The sequence below is a fragment of the Streptomyces sp. NPDC030838 genome, from assembly GCF_055572035.1.
Genome location: NZ_JBVIED010000017.1, coordinates 79,264 through 98,007, shown reverse-complemented (window position 1 = coordinate 98,007; position 18,744 = coordinate 79,264). Strand labels below are relative to the sequence as shown.

The 18,744-nt window shown below is 72.0% G+C and carries 14 protein-coding genes and 1 pseudogene; 9 read left to right on the top strand and 6 right to left on the bottom strand.

Annotated elements, in window-relative coordinates; all coding sequences use genetic code 11:
- Positions 1–35 precede the first annotated feature (35 nt).
- On the bottom strand, positions 36–1,733 hold the full coding sequence (locus tag ACZ42A_RS33650; RefSeq protein WP_468531100.1) for a M4 family metallopeptidase: 1,698 nt from the start codon (positions 1,731–1,733) through the stop codon (positions 36–38).
- Between the two features lie 193 nt (positions 1,734–1,926).
- Between ACZ42A_RS33650 and ACZ42A_RS33645 the strand changes: the two genes are divergently transcribed.
- Positions 1,927–3,195 (top strand): MFS transporter, encoded by a 1,269-nt coding sequence (locus ACZ42A_RS33645; protein WP_468531099.1) that lies wholly within the window; start codon positions 1,927–1,929, stop codon positions 3,193–3,195.
- A gap of 118 nt (positions 3,196–3,313) precedes the next feature.
- On the opposite strand, the gene ACZ42A_RS33640 is transcribed toward ACZ42A_RS33645, so the two are convergent.
- Together ACZ42A_RS33640 and ACZ42A_RS33635 are read right to left on the bottom strand one after the other, a co-directional pair.
- Entirely contained in the window at positions 3,314–4,495 is a 1,182-nt protein-coding gene (locus ACZ42A_RS33640; protein WP_468531098.1) for a hypothetical protein, read from the bottom strand.
- A complete protein-coding gene (locus tag ACZ42A_RS33635; protein ID WP_468531097.1) occupies positions 4,492–5,433 on the bottom strand; it encodes a 5-dehydro-4-deoxyglucarate dehydratase in 942 nt (313 codons plus the stop codon). The genes ACZ42A_RS33640 and ACZ42A_RS33635 overlap by 4 nt, the downstream gene beginning before the upstream one ends.
- Before the next feature lie 259 nt (positions 5,434–5,692).
- Between ACZ42A_RS33635 and ACZ42A_RS33630 the strand changes: the two genes are divergently transcribed.
- The 8 genes from ACZ42A_RS33630 (at position 5,693) to ACZ42A_RS33595 (ending at position 13,660) form a co-directional block, all read left to right on the top strand.
- Positions 5,693–6,502, top strand: coding sequence for an NAD-dependent epimerase/dehydratase family protein (locus ACZ42A_RS33630; RefSeq protein WP_468531096.1), 810 nt, complete (start codon positions 5,693–5,695; stop codon positions 6,500–6,502).
- A 263-nt stretch (positions 6,503–6,765) separates the two neighbouring features.
- The gene (locus ACZ42A_RS33625) at positions 6,766–7,533 is read left to right on the top strand and encodes a DeoR/GlpR family DNA-binding transcription regulator (RefSeq protein WP_468531095.1); all 768 of its coding nucleotides are present in this window, start codon (positions 6,766–6,768) and stop codon (positions 7,531–7,533) included.
- 129 nt (positions 7,534–7,662) lie between these two features.
- Positions 7,663–9,036 (top strand): ABC transporter substrate-binding protein, encoded by a 1,374-nt coding sequence (locus ACZ42A_RS33620; protein WP_468531094.1) that lies wholly within the window; start codon positions 7,663–7,665, stop codon positions 9,034–9,036.
- Positions 9,033–9,968 carry a carbohydrate ABC transporter permease gene (locus ACZ42A_RS33615; protein WP_468531093.1) on the top strand — a complete coding sequence of 312 codons (936 nt, stop codon included), beginning with the start codon at positions 9,033–9,035 and terminating at the stop codon, positions 9,966–9,968. Before ACZ42A_RS33620 ends, ACZ42A_RS33615 begins: the two co-directional genes overlap by 4 nt.
- A complete protein-coding gene (locus tag ACZ42A_RS33610; RefSeq protein WP_468531092.1) occupies positions 9,965–10,789 on the top strand; it encodes a carbohydrate ABC transporter permease in 825 nt (274 codons plus the stop codon). The genes ACZ42A_RS33615 and ACZ42A_RS33610 overlap by 4 nt, the downstream gene beginning before the upstream one ends.
- Positions 10,786–11,775: a zinc-dependent alcohol dehydrogenase family protein gene (locus ACZ42A_RS33605; protein WP_468531091.1), complete on the top strand. Its 990-nt coding sequence runs from the start codon at positions 10,786–10,788 to the stop codon at positions 11,773–11,775. Before ACZ42A_RS33610 ends, ACZ42A_RS33605 begins: the two co-directional genes overlap by 4 nt.
- A gap of 374 nt (positions 11,776–12,149) precedes the next feature.
- On the top strand, positions 12,150–12,371 hold the full coding sequence (locus ACZ42A_RS33600) for a hypothetical protein (protein ID WP_468531090.1): 222 nt from the start codon (positions 12,150–12,152) through the stop codon (positions 12,369–12,371).
- Between the two features lie 65 nt (positions 12,372–12,436).
- Complete coding sequence (locus tag ACZ42A_RS33595) at positions 12,437–13,660, top strand: TerD family protein (protein ID WP_468531221.1); 1,224 nt, start codon at positions 12,437–12,439, stop codon at positions 13,658–13,660.
- Positions 13,661–13,708: 48 nt separating this feature from the next.
- Here ACZ42A_RS33595 and ACZ42A_RS33590 read toward each other — a convergent pair whose 3' ends face one another.
- The 3 genes and pseudogenes from ACZ42A_RS33590 to ACZ42A_RS33580 form a co-directional block, all read right to left on the bottom strand.
- Positions 13,709–15,292 carry a TROVE domain-containing protein gene (locus tag ACZ42A_RS33590; RefSeq protein ID WP_468531089.1) on the bottom strand — a complete coding sequence of 528 codons (1,584 nt, stop codon included), beginning with the start codon at positions 15,290–15,292 and terminating at the stop codon, positions 13,709–13,711.
- Between the two features lie 355 nt (positions 15,293–15,647).
- Positions 15,648–17,129 (bottom strand): annotated as a pseudogene (locus ACZ42A_RS33585) (alkaline phosphatase PhoX).
- A 156-nt stretch (positions 17,130–17,285) separates the two neighbouring features.
- The gene (locus tag ACZ42A_RS33580; RefSeq protein ID WP_468531088.1) at positions 17,286–18,719 is read right to left on the bottom strand and encodes a hypothetical protein; all 1,434 of its coding nucleotides are present in this window, start codon (positions 18,717–18,719) and stop codon (positions 17,286–17,288) included.
- Positions 18,720–18,744 lie beyond the last annotated feature (25 nt).

Genomic DNA, 18,744 nt, shown 5'->3' with positions numbered 1-18,744 from the left:
ACTCATCGCCGCGGCCCCGCCCGGCTCAGGTCTCCTCAGCCGATGCCGACCTTCTGGTAGGCGTCGTCGATGGCGGTCAGCGTGGCTGTCCGTGCCGTGGTGTTCCCGGCGAGATAGGTCTGGGTCACGTCGTGCAGCGCCTGCCGCATGTCAGCGAAATCGGACTGCTTCAGCAGCCGCACGAGGGCGAGATAGATGAGCAGCGCCCATTCCTCGCCCTTCAGGACGGGGTTGCCCGCCTCGTCCACCGAGGTGAGCAGGTGGTGCATCGCCTTGTTGTGGATGTTGCTGTTGGTGTGCACGCCCCCGTAGTCCCCCGTGGTGCGCAGGTAGTCGCGCATGTGGGCGGGATCCCCGGTCCGGGAGGGATCGCTCATGTCGCGCAGCGGCACCCCCCGGCCGCGCAGCCCGGCTCCGATCTCCCAGTTCCATGTGCGCACATCGCCTCGGTCGGCCGCCTGGTACCAGTTGGCGATGATGACGCCCATGGTGTCGGCCAGCGACTCGTTCAGGGCGCCGGACTGGCTCTGGTAGATGAGGTCACTGGAGTGGTCGATCACCCCATGGGTCAGTTCGTGGGCGATGATGTCGAGGTGGCGGGCCAGACTGACCAGCCGCGTCCCGTCGGAGATCTGGCCGTACCACATCCGCCCGTTCATCCAGACGGCGTTGCGCCACTCGGGCCCCGGCTCGTCCCTCTGGTAGATGCAGTTCACCACGGAGACCAGAGCCATGCCGGCGTCGTCGATGCCGTCGCGGAACAGCTCCTCGCGGTAGAAGCTCTCCACGCGCTCCGCGTTGACGTGGGCCGAGACACCGGCGCGGTGGGCGGCACTGAAGTCCGCCTGCGCCGAGCCGATCGCCGAGGCGGGTAGCTGGGTCACTCGCTCCACGTCGGCGAAGCCGAGGTCGTAGGTGGCGATGTCCCGCCACCTGTCGTGGAGCAGGTAGGAGCCGTCCTGCCGACTGCCCCGGAACTGGTGGCGCGCATCGACCTCGTCCGCGCCCTCCAGCCGGGTGGGCACCGCGATCGTCGGCGTCATGCCGTACGACTGGAGGATCTCGCCGGAGTACGCATCGACGAGATAGCCCGTGAGCGGGAAGTCGTCGCGCGGGGATCGCCCGAGGCCGTGGCCGGGCAGGTCGCCACGGCGCGTCTCCGGCAGCTGGGCCGGCACGCCGCGCAGATGCCAGGCGAGGTGCCAGCGGTCGTCCTGGCTGACGTACGTCAGTGCCGGCGGCGGCAGTTCCTCGGCGGTGACCGTGCTCCCGGTCGCCTCCTTCACCCGCTCCAGCGCCTGGGTGCCCGACACTTCGGGCACGGAGCCGACGTCGGTCACCTCGCCGAGCCGGCAGTCCATCGAGACCAGCTGGTTGTTCTCGTCGACCTCGACCAGGGCCTCTGCGCCGAAGACGGGGATCTCCTTGCGGGTCTGCTCGAAGCGGACCAGGGTCGTGCCCGTGCCGGCCTGGCGGCGCGTCCCGCGCAGCGCGAGATCCGGGGCCTTCTCGGGACGGTCCTCCCGGACGGCGGCGCGCAGGCCGGGCACGTCCTGCTGGACGAGCTTCTCCTCCAGATAGAAACGGGCCGCGGACTCGGGCGAGTTGAAGGTGTCGTACCCCTCGGGCCCCTCATAGCCCTCCATGGCCCGGATCGCCGCCGGTCCCACGTGCGCGCCGGGAACCCGCGGGTCTTCCCCCGCGTGATAGTGGAACCGTTCCAGCTGTGACATGGCCATAACCTCTCGTCGCGGTCCCCCCCCCGGTGCCCTCTCGTCGAGCCCCCTCTGTGGCCGGCCCTGTTTTCGCACACGCGCGTACGCTCCCCTTCGATCGTCACGCGGGGCAGTGAGGGCTGCAACCGGGCCTCTTGTACGGCACCTTCCCGATCCCGGCCCCCGGTCCTTAGGCCCACGATGGCCAGGCATGACGAAGAAGACGACCGAGATGTCCGGGGCCTCCCGGAGGACTGCCTGGCCGCTGACCCGCGTCCTGCGCGACCGCAACGCGGCGCTGTATCTCTCGGGAGTGGTGGTGTCCGGCTTCGGCACCTCCGCGCTGTGGCTGGCGTCCGGCGTGTGGGTGAAGGACCTCACCGGCTCGGACGGGCTGGCCGCGCTGTGCCTGCTGGCGATGTGGGCCCCGACCCTGGCCGGCCCGCTCCTGGGCACGCTCGCCGACAGCACCCGCCGCAGACCTCTCCTGATCGGCAGCAGCCTGCTCCTGGCCGCCCTCCTGCCGACCCTCTTCACGATCGACGCGCCGCAAGACCTGTGGCTGCTCTTCGCGGTCCTGACGGTCTACGGCGCGGCGGGCGTCGTCCACGACGCGGCGGAGTCGGCGCTGGTCGCCGCCGCGATCGACGGCCGGCTGCTCGGCGACTTCAACGGGCTGCGCATGACGGCGACCGAGGGCATGAAGCTGCTGGCCCCCCTGGCGGGCGCGGGCCTGTACGCGGCGTACGGCGGGGCGGGCGTGGCCCCGCTGGACGCGGTGACCTTCGTGGTCGCCGCGGGGCTGTACGCGCTGCTGCGGGTGCGCGAGGAGCGGCCGGAGCCGCCCGTCGGCGGGCGCCGGGCGCGGACGGCCGAGGGCACGCGGTATCTGTGGTCACACCCCGGGCTGCGCCCGCTGGTGCTGGCGGGCGGGGCGACGATGCTCTGCGCGGGCCTGAGCGGGGCACTGCTCTACGCCGTGGTCGACGACCTCGGGCACTCGCCCGCGTACGCCGGGGTGCTGTACGCCGCTCAGGGCGCGGGCTCGGTCGCGGTCGGGCTGCTCTGCGGGCCCGCTCTGCGGCGGCTGGGCGAGCGCCGCTTCGCGGCGGCCGGTATCGCGCTGACGGCCGGTGCCGTGGCGCTGCGGGCGGTGCCGTCCGACCCGCTGGCCCTGGTGTGCGGCGTGGCGATCGGCGCGGGGCTGCCGGCCGTGCTGATCGCCACGCTGACCGCCGTGCAGCGCGGCACACCGGGGCCCCTGCTGGGCCGGGTCACCGCGACCGCCAACACGCTGGTGTTCACGCCGAACGTGGCCGGCCTGGCGGCGGGCGCGGCCCTGGTCGAGCTGGTCGATCACCGGCTGCTGCTGGCCGCCCTGGGGCTCGCCTTGGCGGCGACGGCGGCCCCGCTGTTCCCACACCCGGCGAGCACCGACCGCACCACCGCCAAGCCACCGTCCGACACCGACCCCGCGTGACGAAGCCGCGGTCCGGTCAAGCCCACCTCACAGCCCGGCGAGCGCCGAGCGCACCGCGGCCAGGTCGCCGTCCGACGCCAACCCCACGTGACCAAGCCGCGGTCCGGTCAAGCCCACCTCACAGCCCGGCGAGCGCCGAGCGCACCGCGGCCAGGTCGCCGTCCGACGCCAACCCGGCGTGGTACAGCCGCAGTTCCGTCGCTCCGAGGTCTCGGGCACGGGCGGCGTCCGTGGCGAGGGTGGCGGGGCTGCCGCCCATGCCGGAGACGACGGTGAAGTTGGCGGCGAGGACGGCGCCCGCGCGGCGCTGCTCCGCGAAGGGGGTGAGCAGGCCCGCGCCGCCCGTGCAGGGCACGACCACGCCGTCCGCGACGGACAGGATGTGCGCGGGTTCGACGCCCGCGTTGGCGCCGCAGTGGTAGGAGACCGGGTCGGCGTGGAGGAGGATCCGGAAGCCGTCAGGGGCCTCCGCGCGGACCGCCGCGACGGCCGCCTCCTGAAGCGTGCGGGCGGTTTCGTCGCGCCACGCGCGCGTGGCGTTCGCGGTGGTGTCGCCGAGCAGTTTCTCCACGGCCGTCCAGCCTCCGTCGTCCGCGGACGAGGACGAGGACGCCCCTTGCCACAGCGGCTCCAGCGCGGTGCGTACGGCGGCGGCCAGCTCGTCGGGGTCGAGGCCCTGGGCGGCGTATCCCGCGCGGCAGTCGGAGCAGAAGCACAGGGACATCAGGTACTGGCCCGCCTCGCCGAGGCCGACCCCGCCGGTCTTGTCGTGGGCGTGCAGATGGGCGAGGCCGTACCAGCCGAGGGACTCCAGCTCGGTGCCGCGTGCCCCGGGCCGTACCGCCGCCTCGGCGGCCAGGTCGACCAGGTACGCGCGCGTGGCGGGCTGCGCGATGCACGGCGCCCAGGGGTAGCGGTCGCCGTAGGCGTTGACGACCGAGGTCTCCGGATGTTCGGCGCCCAGGCGGGAGTTGTGCGCGAGGACGACCCAGGTGTGCGTCTCCAGGCCGGCGTCGGCGAGCGCGGCGGCGGCCTCGCCGTAGGCGTCCGCCTCGGGCGCCCAGGCACCGGCCGGGTAGGGGCGCAGGGTGCGGTCCGCCCAGCGGGCGCCGGTGGGGTAGAGCACGGCGGCGTGTTCCGCGGTGACGATGCGATGGGCGGGGTGGCGGGGCGTCAGGGCGCGCGTCGAGTGATAGGCGGAGGCCAGCGTCACCTGACGTACGCCCAGGTCCGCCAGGAGTGCCGGGGCCTGCGGGTCGCCGTTGACGTCCCAGGGGTAGACGAATGCCGACGCCTTCACTTGGTCTCCTCCAGCAGCGCATGTCCCCGCTCGATCAGCTGAGCGAGCTGCTTGACATGATCCTCGCTCGGCTCGTGCAGCGGGGGCCGCACCTCACCGACGTCCAGCCCGCTCAGCCGTACGCCCGCCTTGACGAGGGCGACGGCGTAGCCGCGGCCCTGGGCGCGCAGTTCGACGAAGGGCCGGTAGAAGCCGTCGAGCAGGCGGTGCGCGGTGGTGTCGTCGCCGGTGCGCAGGGCCCGGTGGAAGGCGAGCGCGATCTCGGGGACGAAGCAGAAGACGGCGGAGGAGTAGAGGGTGACGCCGATGCCCCGGTAGGCGAGCTGGGTCTGCTCGGCGGTCGGCAGGCCGTTGAAGTAGAGGAAGTCGCCGGGGACTTCGGTGCGCACGGCGCTGACGATCCGCTGCATGAGGTCGAGGTCGCCGAGGCCGTCCTTGAGGCCGACGATCCCCTCGGTGCGGGCCAGTTCGACGACGGTCGCGGGGGTGAAGACGGCGTTGTCGCGCTGGTAGACGATCACGGGCAGCGCGGTCGCCGCCGCGATCTCGCGGTAGTGCCGCAGCAGCCCCTCCTGTCCGGCGACGACGAGATACGGCGGCATGGCGAGCAGTCCGTCGGCCCCGGACTCCTCGGCGAGCCGCGCGTACCGTACGGCGAGCGCGGTGCCGTAGCCCGCCCCGGCGACGACCGGCACCCGCCCGGCGGTCTCCTCGACCGCTGCCCGTACGCACCGCTGGAACTCCTCGGGCGTGAGCGCGTGGAACTCCCCCGTCCCGCAGCAGGCGAAGACCGCCGCGGCGCCGGCCTCCACCCCGCGGCGCACATGCGCGCGGTAGACGTCGAGGTCGACGGCTCCGTCCGGGCCGAAGGCCGTGACGGGAAAGAACAGCGGGCCGCTGGGCAGGGTGAGGCGGGCGGCGAGAGGGGCTGACGTCACGGGCTCTCCCAGGGATCCATGAGGTCCTGCATATCTATATGCTTGATCTACGTCCACATTTCTGAACCCGCCCACGCTAAGCCGCCCCCAGGAGGCGGGTCAAGCACGCCAACCCCCGACACACCAGCGGATTTCGCGCTTCCGCGCGACACTTGACGGGCGGTGCGGCCCCTCTTAGCGTGTCCACGAATATGAATGCCGTACGCGCATGTGCACGACGCGCGCATGTGCACGGCTGGCGATGCAAGGAGACCCGAGGATGCCCGCTCCCCGCACCGTTCTGCTCACCGGCGCCGCCGGCGGGCTCGGCACCCTGATGCGGGACCTGCTCCCGGACTACGGCTACGAGCTGCGCCTGCTCGATCTGCGCCCCATCGAGGACGCGCCGGACGCGATCGTCGCCGACCTCGCCGACAAGGACGCCGTCCGGGAGGCCGTCCGGGGCGTCGACGCGATCATCCACCTCGCGGGCATCTCCCTGGAAGCCCCCTTCGAGAAGATCTTGAAGGCGAACATCGAGGGCACCTACCACCTCTACGAGGCCGCCCGCGAGGAGGGCGTCCGCCGGATCGTCTTCGCCTCCTCCAACCACGCGGTGGGCTACACCCCGCGCCCCCAGGGCGACGACCCCCTCATCCCCGTCGACACCCCGCGCCGCCCGGACACCTTCTACGGCCTGTCCAAGTCCTTCGGCGAGGACCTGGCGCAGTTCTACTGGGACAAGCACGGCCTGGAGACCGTCTCGGTGCGCATCGGCTCCTGCTTCCCCGAGCCGACCAGCGTGCGCATGCTGTCCGTGTGGATGAGCCCGGCCGACGGCGCCCGCCTCTTCCATGCCGCCCTGACCGCCGAGAACGTCGGCCACACCGTCGTCTACGGCTCCTCCGCCAACACCCGCCTGTGGTGGGACCTGTCCACCGCGCGGGCGCTCGGCTACGACCCGCAGGACGACTCCGAGCCGTACGCCGAGAAGCTCATCGCCGAGCAGGGCGAGCTGGACCCGGACAACCCGGCGCACGCCTGCCTGGGCGGCCACTTCGTGACCGAGCCGCCGATCTGGCCGTACTGACCGAAAGACATCGGCGGAACGGGCGGGCGGGCACGAAACGGGCCCGCCCGCCGCCATGTTCGGGCACCGCATCCGCCCGCTCCCACACCCGGCGCCGCGATCCCGCAGGTCCGAGGCGGGCACCCGGCGCGCCGAACGGGCACACACGGGCAGCATCACCCCCGCAACAGGCCTGGTCACCACCCCCCACCCGCTGTAGAACTTCACCCATGGCCCCACCGAGGGCCCGAACGGGCAGCACAGCGAGAAGGCGGGTGACGGCCATGAACAGAACCGCGGAAGAACGCCAGCGCGAGATCGTACGGGTCGCCCGCGCCACCGGCTCGGTCGACGTCACCGCGCTCGCCGCCGAGCTGGGCGTGGCCAAGGAGACCGTACGGCGGGATCTGCGCGTCCTGGAGGACCACGGCCTGGTCCGCCGTACGCACGGCGGGGCCTACCCCGTGGAGAGCGCCGGGTTCGAGACGACGCTCTCCTTCCGCGCCACCAGCCACGTCCCCGAGAAGCGCCGGATCGCGGCCGCCGCGGCCGAGCTGCTCGGGGACGCCGAGACGGTCTTCGTCGACGAGGGCTTCACCCCGCAGCTCATCGCCGAGGCCCTGCCCCGGGACCGGCCGCTGACCGTGGTCACCGCGTCCCTGCCGGTCGCGGGCGCGCTCGCCGGGGCGGACCACGTCTCGGTGCTGCTGCTCGGCGGCCGGGTCCGGGCCGGCACCCTCGCCACCGTCGACCACTGGACGACGAAGATGCTGGCCGGCTTCGTCCTCGATCTGGCGTTCATCGGCGCCAACGGCATCTCCCGCGAGCACGGTCTGACCACCCCCGACCCGGCGGTCGGCGAGGTAAAGGCGCAGGCGGTCCGCGCCGCGCGACGCACGGTCTTCGCCGGGGTGCACACCAAGTTCGGCGCGGTGAGCTTCTGCCGGTTCGCGGAGGTCGGCGCGCTGGAGGCGATCGTGACGAGCACCCTGCTGCCCGCGGCGGAGGCGCACCGCTACGCGCTGCTGGGCCCCCAGGTCATCCGCGTCTGAAAATCCAACTCACCCACTCACCACTCCCCACTCAGGTCTGAACTCAGGTCTGAAAATCCAACCCACCCCTATAGGGCACCCCCTTGCTTGCCATTGCCCTATATCTCCCCATACGTCCAGGAGCGATCCATGCGAACCCAGAGCCGACGACGGCCCGCGCGAGCCACGCTCGCCATGGCCGCCGCAGGGACGCTGCTCGCCCCGCTGCTCTCCGGCTGCTGGGTCGGAGCGGGCGGGGCCGGATCCGGCGGCGACGCCATCAACGTCCTCATGGTCAACAACCCGCAGATGGTGGAGCTGCAGAAGCTCACGGCCGCCCACTTCACAGAAGAGACGGGCATCAAGGTCAACTTCACCGTCCTCCCCGAGAACGACGTCCGCGACAAGATCAGCCAGGACTTCGCCAACCAGGCGGGCCAGTACGACGTCGCCACCCTGTCCAACTACGAGATACCGATCTACGCCCGCAACGGCTGGCTGAAGGAGATGGACTCATACGTCGCGAAGGATCCTTCGTACGACGAACAGGACGTCCTGAAGCCGATGCGCCAGTCCCTGACCGGCGACGACGGCAAGCTCTACGGTCAGCCCTTCTACGGCGAGTCGTCCTTCCTGATGTACCGCAAGGACGTCTTCGCCCGCGCGGGCCTGACCATGCCCGAACGCCCCACCTGGCAGCAGGTGGCCGAGCTCGCGGCCAAGGCCGACGGCGCCGAACCCGGCATGAAGGGCATCTGTCTGCGCGGACTGCCCGGCTGGGGCGAGGTCATGGCCCCGCTGACGACGGTGGTGAACACCTTCGGCGGCACCTGGTTCGACCAGGACTGGAAGGCCCGGCTCGACAGCCCCGAGTGGGAGAAGGCGACAAAGTTCTATGTCGATCTGGTCCGTGAGCACGGCCAGTCCGGCGCCGCCCAGTCCGGCTTCGCCGAGTGCCTGAACAACATGACCCAGGGCAAGGTCGCGATGTGGTACGACGCCACCTCGGCGGCCGGTTCCCTGGAGGCGGCGGGCTCCCCGGTCAAGGGCAAGGTGGGCTACGCCCCCGCCCCCGTCGAGAGGACGGACTCCTCCGGCTGGCTGTACACCTGGGCCTGGGGCATCCAGGACGCCTCCCGCAACCCCGACAAGGCGTGGAAGTTCGTCTCCTGGGCGTCGGGCAAGGAGTACGAGCGGCTGGTCGGCGAGGAGATCGGCTGGTCGAACGTCCCGGCCGGCAAGCGGGCGTCGACGTACGCGAACCCGGCGTACCGCGCGGAGGCCGCCGCCTTCCAGGAGATGACCAAGGAGGCCATCGAAGGCGCCCGGCCTGACGACCCCGGCGTCCAGCCGCGCCCCGCGCCCGGCATCCAGTTCGTCGGCATCCCCGAGTTCACCGACCTCGGCACCCAGGTCTCCCAGGAGATCAGCGCGGCCATCGCCGGACGCCAGTCCGTCGAGACGGCCCTGAAGAAGTCCCAGCAGCTCGCCGAGCGCATCTCCGAGGAGTACGAGGGACGATGACCGCGACGACGGCCCCCGTGGCCACGACTCCCGCACGCACCGCGGACGCGCCGCACTCCCGCCTCCGCGCCTGGGCGACCAGAGCCCCTCTGCTACCCGCCCTGATCTTCATGATCGTGGTGACCCAGCTGCCCTTCGTGGCCACCCTGGTGATCTCCTTCTTCGACTGGAACGCCCTCTACCCCGACGCCCGCCGCTTCACGGGCGTGGACAACTACCGCCAGGTGCTCACCGACGCGGACCTGCGCCAGTCGGTGGGGACGACGATCCTGCTGACGGCGACGGTGGTCCTGGTCAGCCTGGCCCTGGGCCTGCTGCTGGCCCTCCTCCTGAACCGCGGCTTCCGGGGCCGGGGCGTGGTCCGCACCCTGCTGATCGCCCCGTTCCTGGTGGTCCCGGTCGCCGCGGCACTGCTCTGGAAGCACGTCCTCTACAACCCCGAATACGGCCTGCTGAACGGCCTGTTGAGCTACGTCGGCGGCCCACAGCCGGACTGGGTCTCGAACACCCCGCTGCTCGCCGTCGAGGCCTCCCTGATCTGGCAGTGGACGCCGTTCATGATGCTGATCCTGCTGGCCGGGCTGCAGAGCCGCGACCCGCAGCAGCTGGAGGCCGCGCGGGTGGACGGCGCGAGCGACTGGCAGATCTTCGTCCACCTGACCCTCCCCCACCTGCGCCGCTACCTCGAACTGGGCGCCCTGCTGGGCTCGATCTACATCGTCCAGAACTTCGACGCGGTCTTCACGATCACCTCGGGCGGTCTGGGCACGGCCAACCTCCCCTACACCGTCTACCAGAGCTTCTACCAGGCCCATGAGAACGGCCTCGCCTCGGCCGCGGGCGTCCTGGTGGTGCTCGGCTCGATCGTCATCGCGACCTTCGCGCTGCGGGTCGTGTCGTCCCTCTTCCGCGAGGAGGCCTCCCGCGCATGAGCACCGTCCGCCGCATCGGCCCCGGCCTCCTGGCCTGGCTCGCCGGGATCACGTTCTTCCTGCCCATCGCCTGGATGGCCCTGACGTCCTTCCACTCGGAAGCGGACGCGGCCACCAACCCGCCGTCCTTCACGGCGCCGCTGACCCTGGACGGCTACCGCGAGTTCTTCGGCCTCTCGGGCGGCGCGAGCCCCTGGCCGGCGCTGATCAACTCGACGGTGGCGTCGCTGACATCGACGCTGCTGGTCCTGCTGCTGGCCCTGCCGGCGGCCTACGCGCTGTCGATCAACCGCGTCCGCAAGTGGACGGACGTCATGTTCTTCTTCCTGTCGACGAAGATGCTCCCGGTGGTGGCGGGCCTGCTCCCGATCTACCTCTTCGCGAGGAACGCGGGCCTGCTGGACAACATCTGGCTGCTGGTCGTCCTCTACACCTCCATGAACCTGCCGATCGCGGTGTGGATGATGCAGTCCTTCCTCGCCGAGGTCCCGGTGGCGGTGATCGAGGCGGCGCGGATGGACGGCGCCCGCCTGCCGACCATCCTCGCGCGGGTGATCACCCCCATCGCCCTGCCCGGCATCGCCGCGACCGCCCTGATCTGCTTCATCTTCAGCTGGAACGAACTGCTCTTCGCCCGGGTACTGACCGGCGTGGTGGCCGAGACGGCCCCCGTCTTCCTGACCGGCTTCATCACCAGCCAGGGACTGTTCCTGGCCAAGGTGTGCGCCGCGTCGCTCGTCATCTCCCTGCCGGTGCTCGCCGCGGGGTTCGCCGCCCAGGACAAACTCGTCCAGGGCCTGTCGTTGGGAGCCGTGAAATGAAGGCCGCCGTCATCGAGTCCGTGGGCCGGGCCGTCGTCGCCGAGGTCCCGGACCCGACGCCGGGTCCGCGCGACGTGGTGGTGGAGGTCGCCGCATGCGGCCTCTGCGGCACCGACCTCCACATCCTCCAGGGCGAGTTCGCGCCGAAGCTGCCAATCGTGCCGGGCCACGAGTTCGCCGGCGAGGTGGTCGCGGTGGGCACCCAGGTCACGGAGCTGTCGGTGGGCGACAGGGTGGCGGTCGACCCGTCCCTGTACTGCCACGAATGCCGCTACTGCCGCACCGGCCACAACAACCTCTGTGAACGCTGGGCGGCGATCGGCGTGACGACGGCGGGTGGCGCGGCGCAGTACGCGGTGGCCCCGGTGGCGAACTGCGTGAAACTGCCCGACCACGTGCGCACCGAGGACGCGGCACTGGTGGAGCCCCTGTCCTGCGCGGTACGGGGTTACGACGTACTGAACTCGAGGCTGGGAGCCCACGTCCTGATCTACGGCTCGGGCACCATGGGCCTGATGATGCTGGAACTGGCCAAGCGGACGGGTGCGGCGAGTGTGGACGTGGTGGACGTCAACCCCTCCCGCCTGGAGACGGCCCGCCGCCTGGGCGTCTCGGCGTCCGCCGCGACCCCGGACGAACTGGACCGCCCACAGGGCTGGGACGTGGTCGTGGACGCCACGGGCAACGCCGCGGCGATCCAGGACGGCCTGGACCGGGTGGCGAAGGCGGGGACGTTCCTGCAGTTCGGGGTGGCGGACTACGCGACCCGGGTGACGATCGACCCGTACCGCATCTACAACCAGGAGATCACCATCACCGGTTCGATGGCGGTCCTGCACAGCTTCGAGCGAGCGGCGGAACTCTTCGCGAACGGCGTCCTGAACCCGGAGATCTTCATCAGCGACCGCGTCCCGCTGGAGCGGTACCCCCAGGCACTGGAGCAGTTCGCGGCCGGGGTGGGCCGAAAGATCGTGGTGGTCCCGTAGCCGAGGCCTCCCCCTCAGCACGCCGACGTCCACTTCCCAGCACCGGCTGGCAAATCAGCCCGTCCGGCGTTTGAGGACGAGGCCCGTTCAGGCCCGAAGGGGGTCTGGGGCGCAACCCCAGTGGGGGCGCGGGAGGCCGAGCCCCCGCCGGGGGTCTGGGGCGCAACCCCAGTGGGGGCGCGGGAGGCCGAGCCCCCGCCGGGGGTCTGGGGCGCAGCCCCAGTGGGGGCGCAGGGGGCGAAGCCCCCGCCGGGGGGCTGGGGGCGGCAGCCCCCAGCGGGGCTCCGGGGCAGCGCCCCGGGATGGGACGGGTAGGGGCGGCGGGGGCGAAATCCGCTGGGCCCGCACGCCCCCGCGGCCGTAGCATCCGCGGCATGCCCCGACCCCACAGCTTCACCTACGAAACGCACCGCGACGGCACCGTCCACATCGCCCACCACGGCCGAACCGCCACCACCCTGCGCGGCCCCCGAGCGGACGCGTTCCTCGCCGAGGTGGAGTCCGGCGACCCCCAGCTGGTGATGGCCCGCTGGACGGGGAACTACCGCCGGGGCAACGAACGCCAGGCCCGGGACCACCCGCGCAACCGACGGTGACCCGATCGGCGGGTCGGTAAGGGAACGGTAAAACGCCCTCGCTCGTTCAACGGGGCATGACAGCTATGACCCCCGGCTCGAACATCCCGCTCTCCGCCGCCCGCGTGTCGGTGGACGTCGCCGCCCCGGTGCGGCTCGACGTTTCGGGCCTGCTGCTCACCGCCGACGGCAAGGTGCGCTCCGACGACGACTTCATCTTCTACAACCAGCCCAGCGGCCCGGGCGTGACGTACCGGTCCGGCGGCGGTATGGCCCCCGACGCGATCACGGTCGACACCACGGCCGTCCCGCCCGGCATCGAGAAGATCGTCGTCACCGCGAGCCCGGACGCGCCCGGTCAGACCTTCCAGGGCATCGAGCCGACGGCGACCATCCGCAACGCGGACGACAACAGCGTCCTGGCCACGTTCACACCCCCGCAGCTCGGCACCGAGACCGCGCTGGTGGTCGTGGAGATCTATCTGCGAGGCGGCCAGTGGAAGGCCCGCGCGGTCGGCCAGGGCTATGCCAACGGCCTGGCCGGCATCGCCACCGACTTCGGCGTCACGGTGGAGGAGCCCGCCGCGGCGCCCGCCGCCCCGGCCCAGCCGGTCACCCCGCCCCCGGCGCCCATGCAGCCCCCGGTCACCCCGCCGGCCCCGCCGATGGACCCGCGTCTGTCCGCGCCCCCGGCCCCGGCCGCCCCTCCGGCCGCCCCCGCGCCCGGCGCCGGGAAGATCAACCTGGACAAGGGCCGGGTCAGCCTCCAGAAGAACCAGACCGTCTCCCTGGTCAAGGGCGGCCGCCCGCTGCTCTCCCAGGTCAAGATGGGCCTCGGCTGGGAGCCGGCGTACCGCGGCAAGGACATCGACCTGGACGCCTCGGTCATCGCCTACGGCCCCCAGCGCAACCACATCGACAGCTGCTACTTCGGCAAGCTGACGATCGTCGGCGGCGCGATCCGCCACTCCGGCGACAACCTCACCGGCGAGGGCGGCGGCGACGACGAGGTCATCACCGTCGACCTCGGCCGCCTCCCGCAGGAGGTCACCGGCCTGGTCTTCACCGTGAACTCCTTCTCCGGCCAGAAGTTCACCGAGGTCGCCAAGGCGTACTGCCGCCTGATGGACGCCGCCACCGGCGAGGAGCTGGTCCGCTTCGACCTGACCAACGCCGAACCGCAGACCGGCGTGATGATGGCCAAGCTGATCCGTCAGTTCTCCGGCGAATGGGAGATGACGGCCATGGGCGACTTCGTGAAGGCCCGCACGGTCCGCAACATGGTCAAGCCGGCGGCGCAGGCGCTGTAGCGACGCGTACGAGCCCGTGGGCGCCCCCGTCCAGGGGCGCCCGGCGGCTCACGCCACCCACGGCCAGTCCGCGTTCCGCCCGGCCTCCAGCAGCGGCACCATGCGGAACGCCGCGTCCGAGAGGCCGCCGAAGGTGTGCCGGTTCCCCGTCCCGGATGGTCCGTGGCCCGCGCGGTACCCCGCGAGGTTCCAGGTGTAGACCGGGATGTCGGCCGGGATCTGGTCGGTCGGGGCGCCGTGGCGGCTGTGGGTGTACTGCTCGTCGGTGACGATCAGCACCCGGTCGTGCCCGCGGTAGTGCCGGCGCACGGCCTCGGTCGTGTCCGTGCCGCCCAGGTCGCCGAAGCGCTCCAGGATCCTCAGCACCGACTCGCCCTTGCGGAACCGCACCTCGTTGCTGGTCGTGCCGAACTCGACGAGGTCCGCGTGCGCCGCCCGCAGCGCGAGCGCCGTACCGAAGACCGCCGCCGCGTCGGCGCGGTTCAGCTCCGAGCGGTCGGACAGACGCGACCAGAACATCGAACCGGAGCGGTCGACGAGCACCAGCGTGCGGCCGGGCAGCGCGGGCACGTTGGCCAGCGAGTGGCCGAGCGCCTGCTCCAGCGGGTACGACCAGCGCAGCGAGGGCGCGTGCTGGTACGCGGCCAGGTACCGGAAGGGGAACTGCCGCGAGCGGCGCACCTCCTCCGGGTCGCTGATCCGCGCGGCGACCCGCGCCGCGACCTCGTCGGACACACCCGCCTCGTCGAAGTTCCGCAGGTTGCGGACGAGCGCCATGGTGCCCATCGACGGGATCACGGCCTCCCAGGCCGCCTTGTCCATCGGACCCTGCAGCCAGCCCGCCAGCGCCTCCCAGGTCATCCCGGCCGCCGCCAGCCGCTCCGCGCCGTCGGGCGCCGTCACGATCGCGCGCCGCTCCTCGACCGGCACCGCCATCAGCTCACGGTGCGCCGTCAGCGTCCGGTTGGACGCGGGCGGCACCGCCGTGTCCGGGTGGTGCCGGCGGTCGAGGGCGTACTGGAACAGCTCGCCCTGCCACGGCTTGTCCGGGTGCGGCGCCGCATGCACCAGGTTGAGGATGTCGCCGAAGCGGTAGCCCTTGGACGCGGTGTCGTACTTCAGCAGCGCCTTGCCGGTGTAGAGGCGGCGTACGGCGTCGGCGACGCCCCGCTTGACCGGCTTGGGGATCGCGCGGCCGTAGCTGGCCGTCCAGTACGCGAGGAGTTCGCCGGGCTCGTCGGGGCGCTGGAGCACCGAGTCCACCACCTGGCGGTTGGCCGGGCCGTCGGTCGTGCCCGCGTCGAGCCGTGCCTTCACATACTCGGCGGCGCCCACCAGGGAAGCCGTCCGCAGGTTTCCCTCGCCGCGCAGCCAGCCGAGCAGACCGGCTGTCCAGGCGGGGTCGGTGACGGCCAGTTCGCGCACGAGCGTCGCGAACCGGTCGTCGCGGGCGGCGCCGGACTCATAGAAGGTCTGCTGCGAGACGAAGTTGGCGACGGCGAGCAGGAAGAGCTCGGAGCGCGCGTCACGCTCGTGGCCCCGGCCGCCCTGGTGGGTGCGCAGTGCCCGTCCGGTCGTCGCGACCGGCGAGGTCGGCTGCGCCTTCGCGCGCCGGACGTTGAATCGCGCCATGCTGAATTCCCCCCGAATTCTTTCGTGTTACGGAGGGAGGCGCAGCAAAAGGAGGGTGCCCGAGATCAGGAGTCGGCGACGGAACTTATCCTGGTGCTCTTCCGATTGAGCTACACCGACCCGAAGTCGATGACGGGGCTCGAACCCGCAACCGCCAGATCAAATGAAGTAACCGTTGCCTGCGCACCGGGCACCCACCATGAGCTGCGCCTCCCGAGATCAAGTCGGCTGCGGCTGGGATTCTTTTGAGAGAAGAAGTAACCGCCGCCTTCGCACCGGGAGGTGCGTGACGTTGTGATCTCACTGTAGGAGGCGCAGCGGGAGCCGGGCGAGTGAATTAATCGGCGCCCATCGGTTACCGCCGCTGACGCTTCCACGGCCCGGTGATGGCGAGCATGATGCCGGGCTCCTGGATGTTGGCGTACAGCGTGCGGCCGTCGGGCGAGAAGGTGACGCCGGTGAACTCGCTGTACTCCGGCTCGGCCTCGGTGCCGATGTTGAGCTGGTTGCGGGCGATGGGGTAGGTACGGCCGCTGTCGGTGGCGCCGAAGAGGTGCTGGACGCCGTCTCCGTCCTCCGCGATGACGAGGCCGCCGTACGGGGAGACGGTGATGTTGTCGGGGCCGTCGAGGGCTCCGTCGCGGGAGGGGGCGGGGTTCACCCCGAGCAGCACCTTCAGGGTCAGGGTGCGGCGACGCGGGTCGTAGAACCAGACCTGGCCGTCGTGCGCGGGGCCGGGGCTCTCGTCGCGGGCGTAGGAGGAGACGAGGTAGGCGCCGCCGTCGGCCCACCACATGCCCTCCAGCTTGCGGGCCCGGGTGACCTGGCCGGGGCCGAACTGCTCGCGCACGGCGACGGTCCACGCGTCGCGGTCGGGGACGTCCACCCAGTCGACGCCGTAGACCGTGCCGGTCTTCACCGCGCGGGAGAGGTCGTCGACGAACCGGCCGCCGGAGTCGAAGCACCGGGGGGCCTGGAGGACGCCCGCGTCGTCGGCGAGGGTGCGCAGCCGTCCGCGGCCGTGGGTGAAGCCCTGCGGCGGGACCCAGCGGTAGAAGAGGCCGTTGGGCTCGTCGTCGTCCTCGGTGAGGTAGGCGTGGCCGCGCCTGGGGTCGATGACGACGGCCTCGTGGTCGTAGCGGCCGAAGAACTTCAGCGGCTTGGGGTCGCGGTTGGCGCGCCGGTCGGCGGGGTCGACCTCGAAGACATAGCCGTGGTCCTTGGTCATGCCGTTCTCGCCGGCCCGGTCGGAGTTCTCCTCGCAGGTCAGCCAGGTGCCCCAGGGGGTGCGGCCGCCCGCGCAGTTGTTGGCGGTGCCGGAGATGGCGACCCTTCCCCAAGCTCTCAACTACGTTCGAGCAGGGGAGACCCCAATCGCGACCTGTCCGTCGGGCCGTACCTCGACGACGGTGCAGCCGCCGGGCGCGGCCGGGTCGTAGACCAGGCCCTCGGCGAGCGGCACCGGGTACTCCTGCTCGGTGCGCGGTCCGTCCATCTCGTGGTTGTTGACGAGCAGGACCGTGCCGCGCGGCCCCTCGAAGGCGGCGGTGCCGTCGTGCTCGGCGGGGGTGAACTCGCCGGACTCCAGCCGGGTGCGGCCGGTGTGGGTGAGGACGCGGTACGAGAATCCGGCGGGCAGCGCGACGATGCCGTCGGGGTCGGGGAGCAGCGGGCCGTACCCGATGTCGTCGGTCCCCTGTGCGGAGCCGGCCGTCTCGGTCTCCGTGGTGGCGAGGGCGCCCGGCGCGCTGCCGAGCGCGGCGACGCTGCCGGTGAGTGCCACCCCGGCACCGGTGAGCGCGGAGGTTCTGGCGAAGTCCCTGCGGGTGAGCGACATGCCCCACAGACTCCCGGCCACCTCTGAACTCCGGTTGAACAACTCCCCAAGGGGCGCGGGGCTCCTGTCGACATGCGACTCCGCCGCGTGGGCGCCAACAGCCACACCAAACCCGAACCCGCACCCGCACCCGCACCCGCACCCGCCGAACAGACATCAACCCCCGTGCTGGGAGCGCGCCTTGAACGCGGCCTTCCGCGCCTCCTTCGCAATCCTCTTGTCGGGATGAATCCGCCCCATCGCCTCCAGCACATCCGCCGTCGCCGGATGCTCCACCCGCCACACCGCCGAGAAAAACCCGCTGTGCTGCTCGGCCAGCCCCTCGACCAGAGCCCGCAACTCCACGGAGTTCCCCTCCGCGGCCAGCTGCGCCGCCACCGTGTCGATGGTCAGCCAGAACACCATCGCCTCGGACGGCGGCGGTACGTCCACGGCACCGCGCTCACTGAGCCACACCCGGGCGAGCCCACCCAGCTCGGCGTCGTCGAGCACCTCCCGCAGCGCGGGTTCCGCCTCCGCCCCGACCAGCGACAACGCCTGCTGACACCGCAGCCGCCGCAGCGGCGCCCCCGCGTCGGAGCCGCGCGCGGCGGCCAGCAGCTCCCGGGCCGCGGCCAGCGGTTCGCGCCGGGCGAGCCACTGCTCGGTCTCGGCCTGCGCGGCGCGCGGCCCGAACCCGGCGGTGCCGTCGAGGAGGGCGTCGGCGCCCTTGTCGGCGAGTTCTCCGACGGCGGGCGCGTCGAACCCGGCCTCCAGCAGCCGGGCGCGCAGGCCGTACCGGCCGAGCGGGGTGAGCCGGACCATGCCGTAGCGAGCCACGTCGGTGTCGTCGACGGATGCCCCCGGCTCGTCATCGGCGTCGGCGTCGGCCATCAGCGCCTCGTCGACGGGCCGGTACTCGACGAGCCCGACCGGCTCCAGGAGCCGGAACTGGTCGTCGAGCCGCATCATCGCCTCGGAGACCTGCTCCAGGACGTCGTTGGTGGGTTCGCCCATGTCGTCGGGGACGATGGCGGACGCGGCGAGCGCGGGCAGCGGCACCGGGCCGTCGCCGGGGCCGTCCTCGCTGACGGTGAGCAGGTAGAGGTTGGCGAGCACGCCGTCGAGGAACTCGGCCTCGGCCTCGGGGTCCCAGTCGAGCGCGGAGAAGTCGACCTGGCCGCCTTCGTCGAGGGCGTCGACGAGGTCGTCGAGATCGGGCACGCTCGCGTCGGCGAGCACGGTCTCCAGGGCCCCCTGCCAGACGGCGAGGACGTCCTGCGGGGAGCCGCCGGTGAGCAGCGCCAGGTCCTCGCCGGCCACGACGGTGCCCTCTTCCTCGTCGACGATCTCGACGAGGCCGGTGTCGACGGCCACCCGCCAGGCCTCGCTCGCGTAGGCGGCGGCGTCGTCGCCGCTCAGGCCCAGCGCCTCGGCCGCGGCGGGCAGCTGCTCCTCGACCAGTCCGCCGCCGGCGTCGACCCGGGTGCCGGGTCCGGCCCAGCGGGCGAGCCGGGCGGCGCGGGAGAGCAGCGGGGTGGAGAGCGCGTCACGCGCCAGCTCCGCGTCGGAGGTCAGCCGTACCGGCGGCAAGGGGGAGCTGTCTGACATCGGCTGGTTCTCCTAGGGGCGCCTG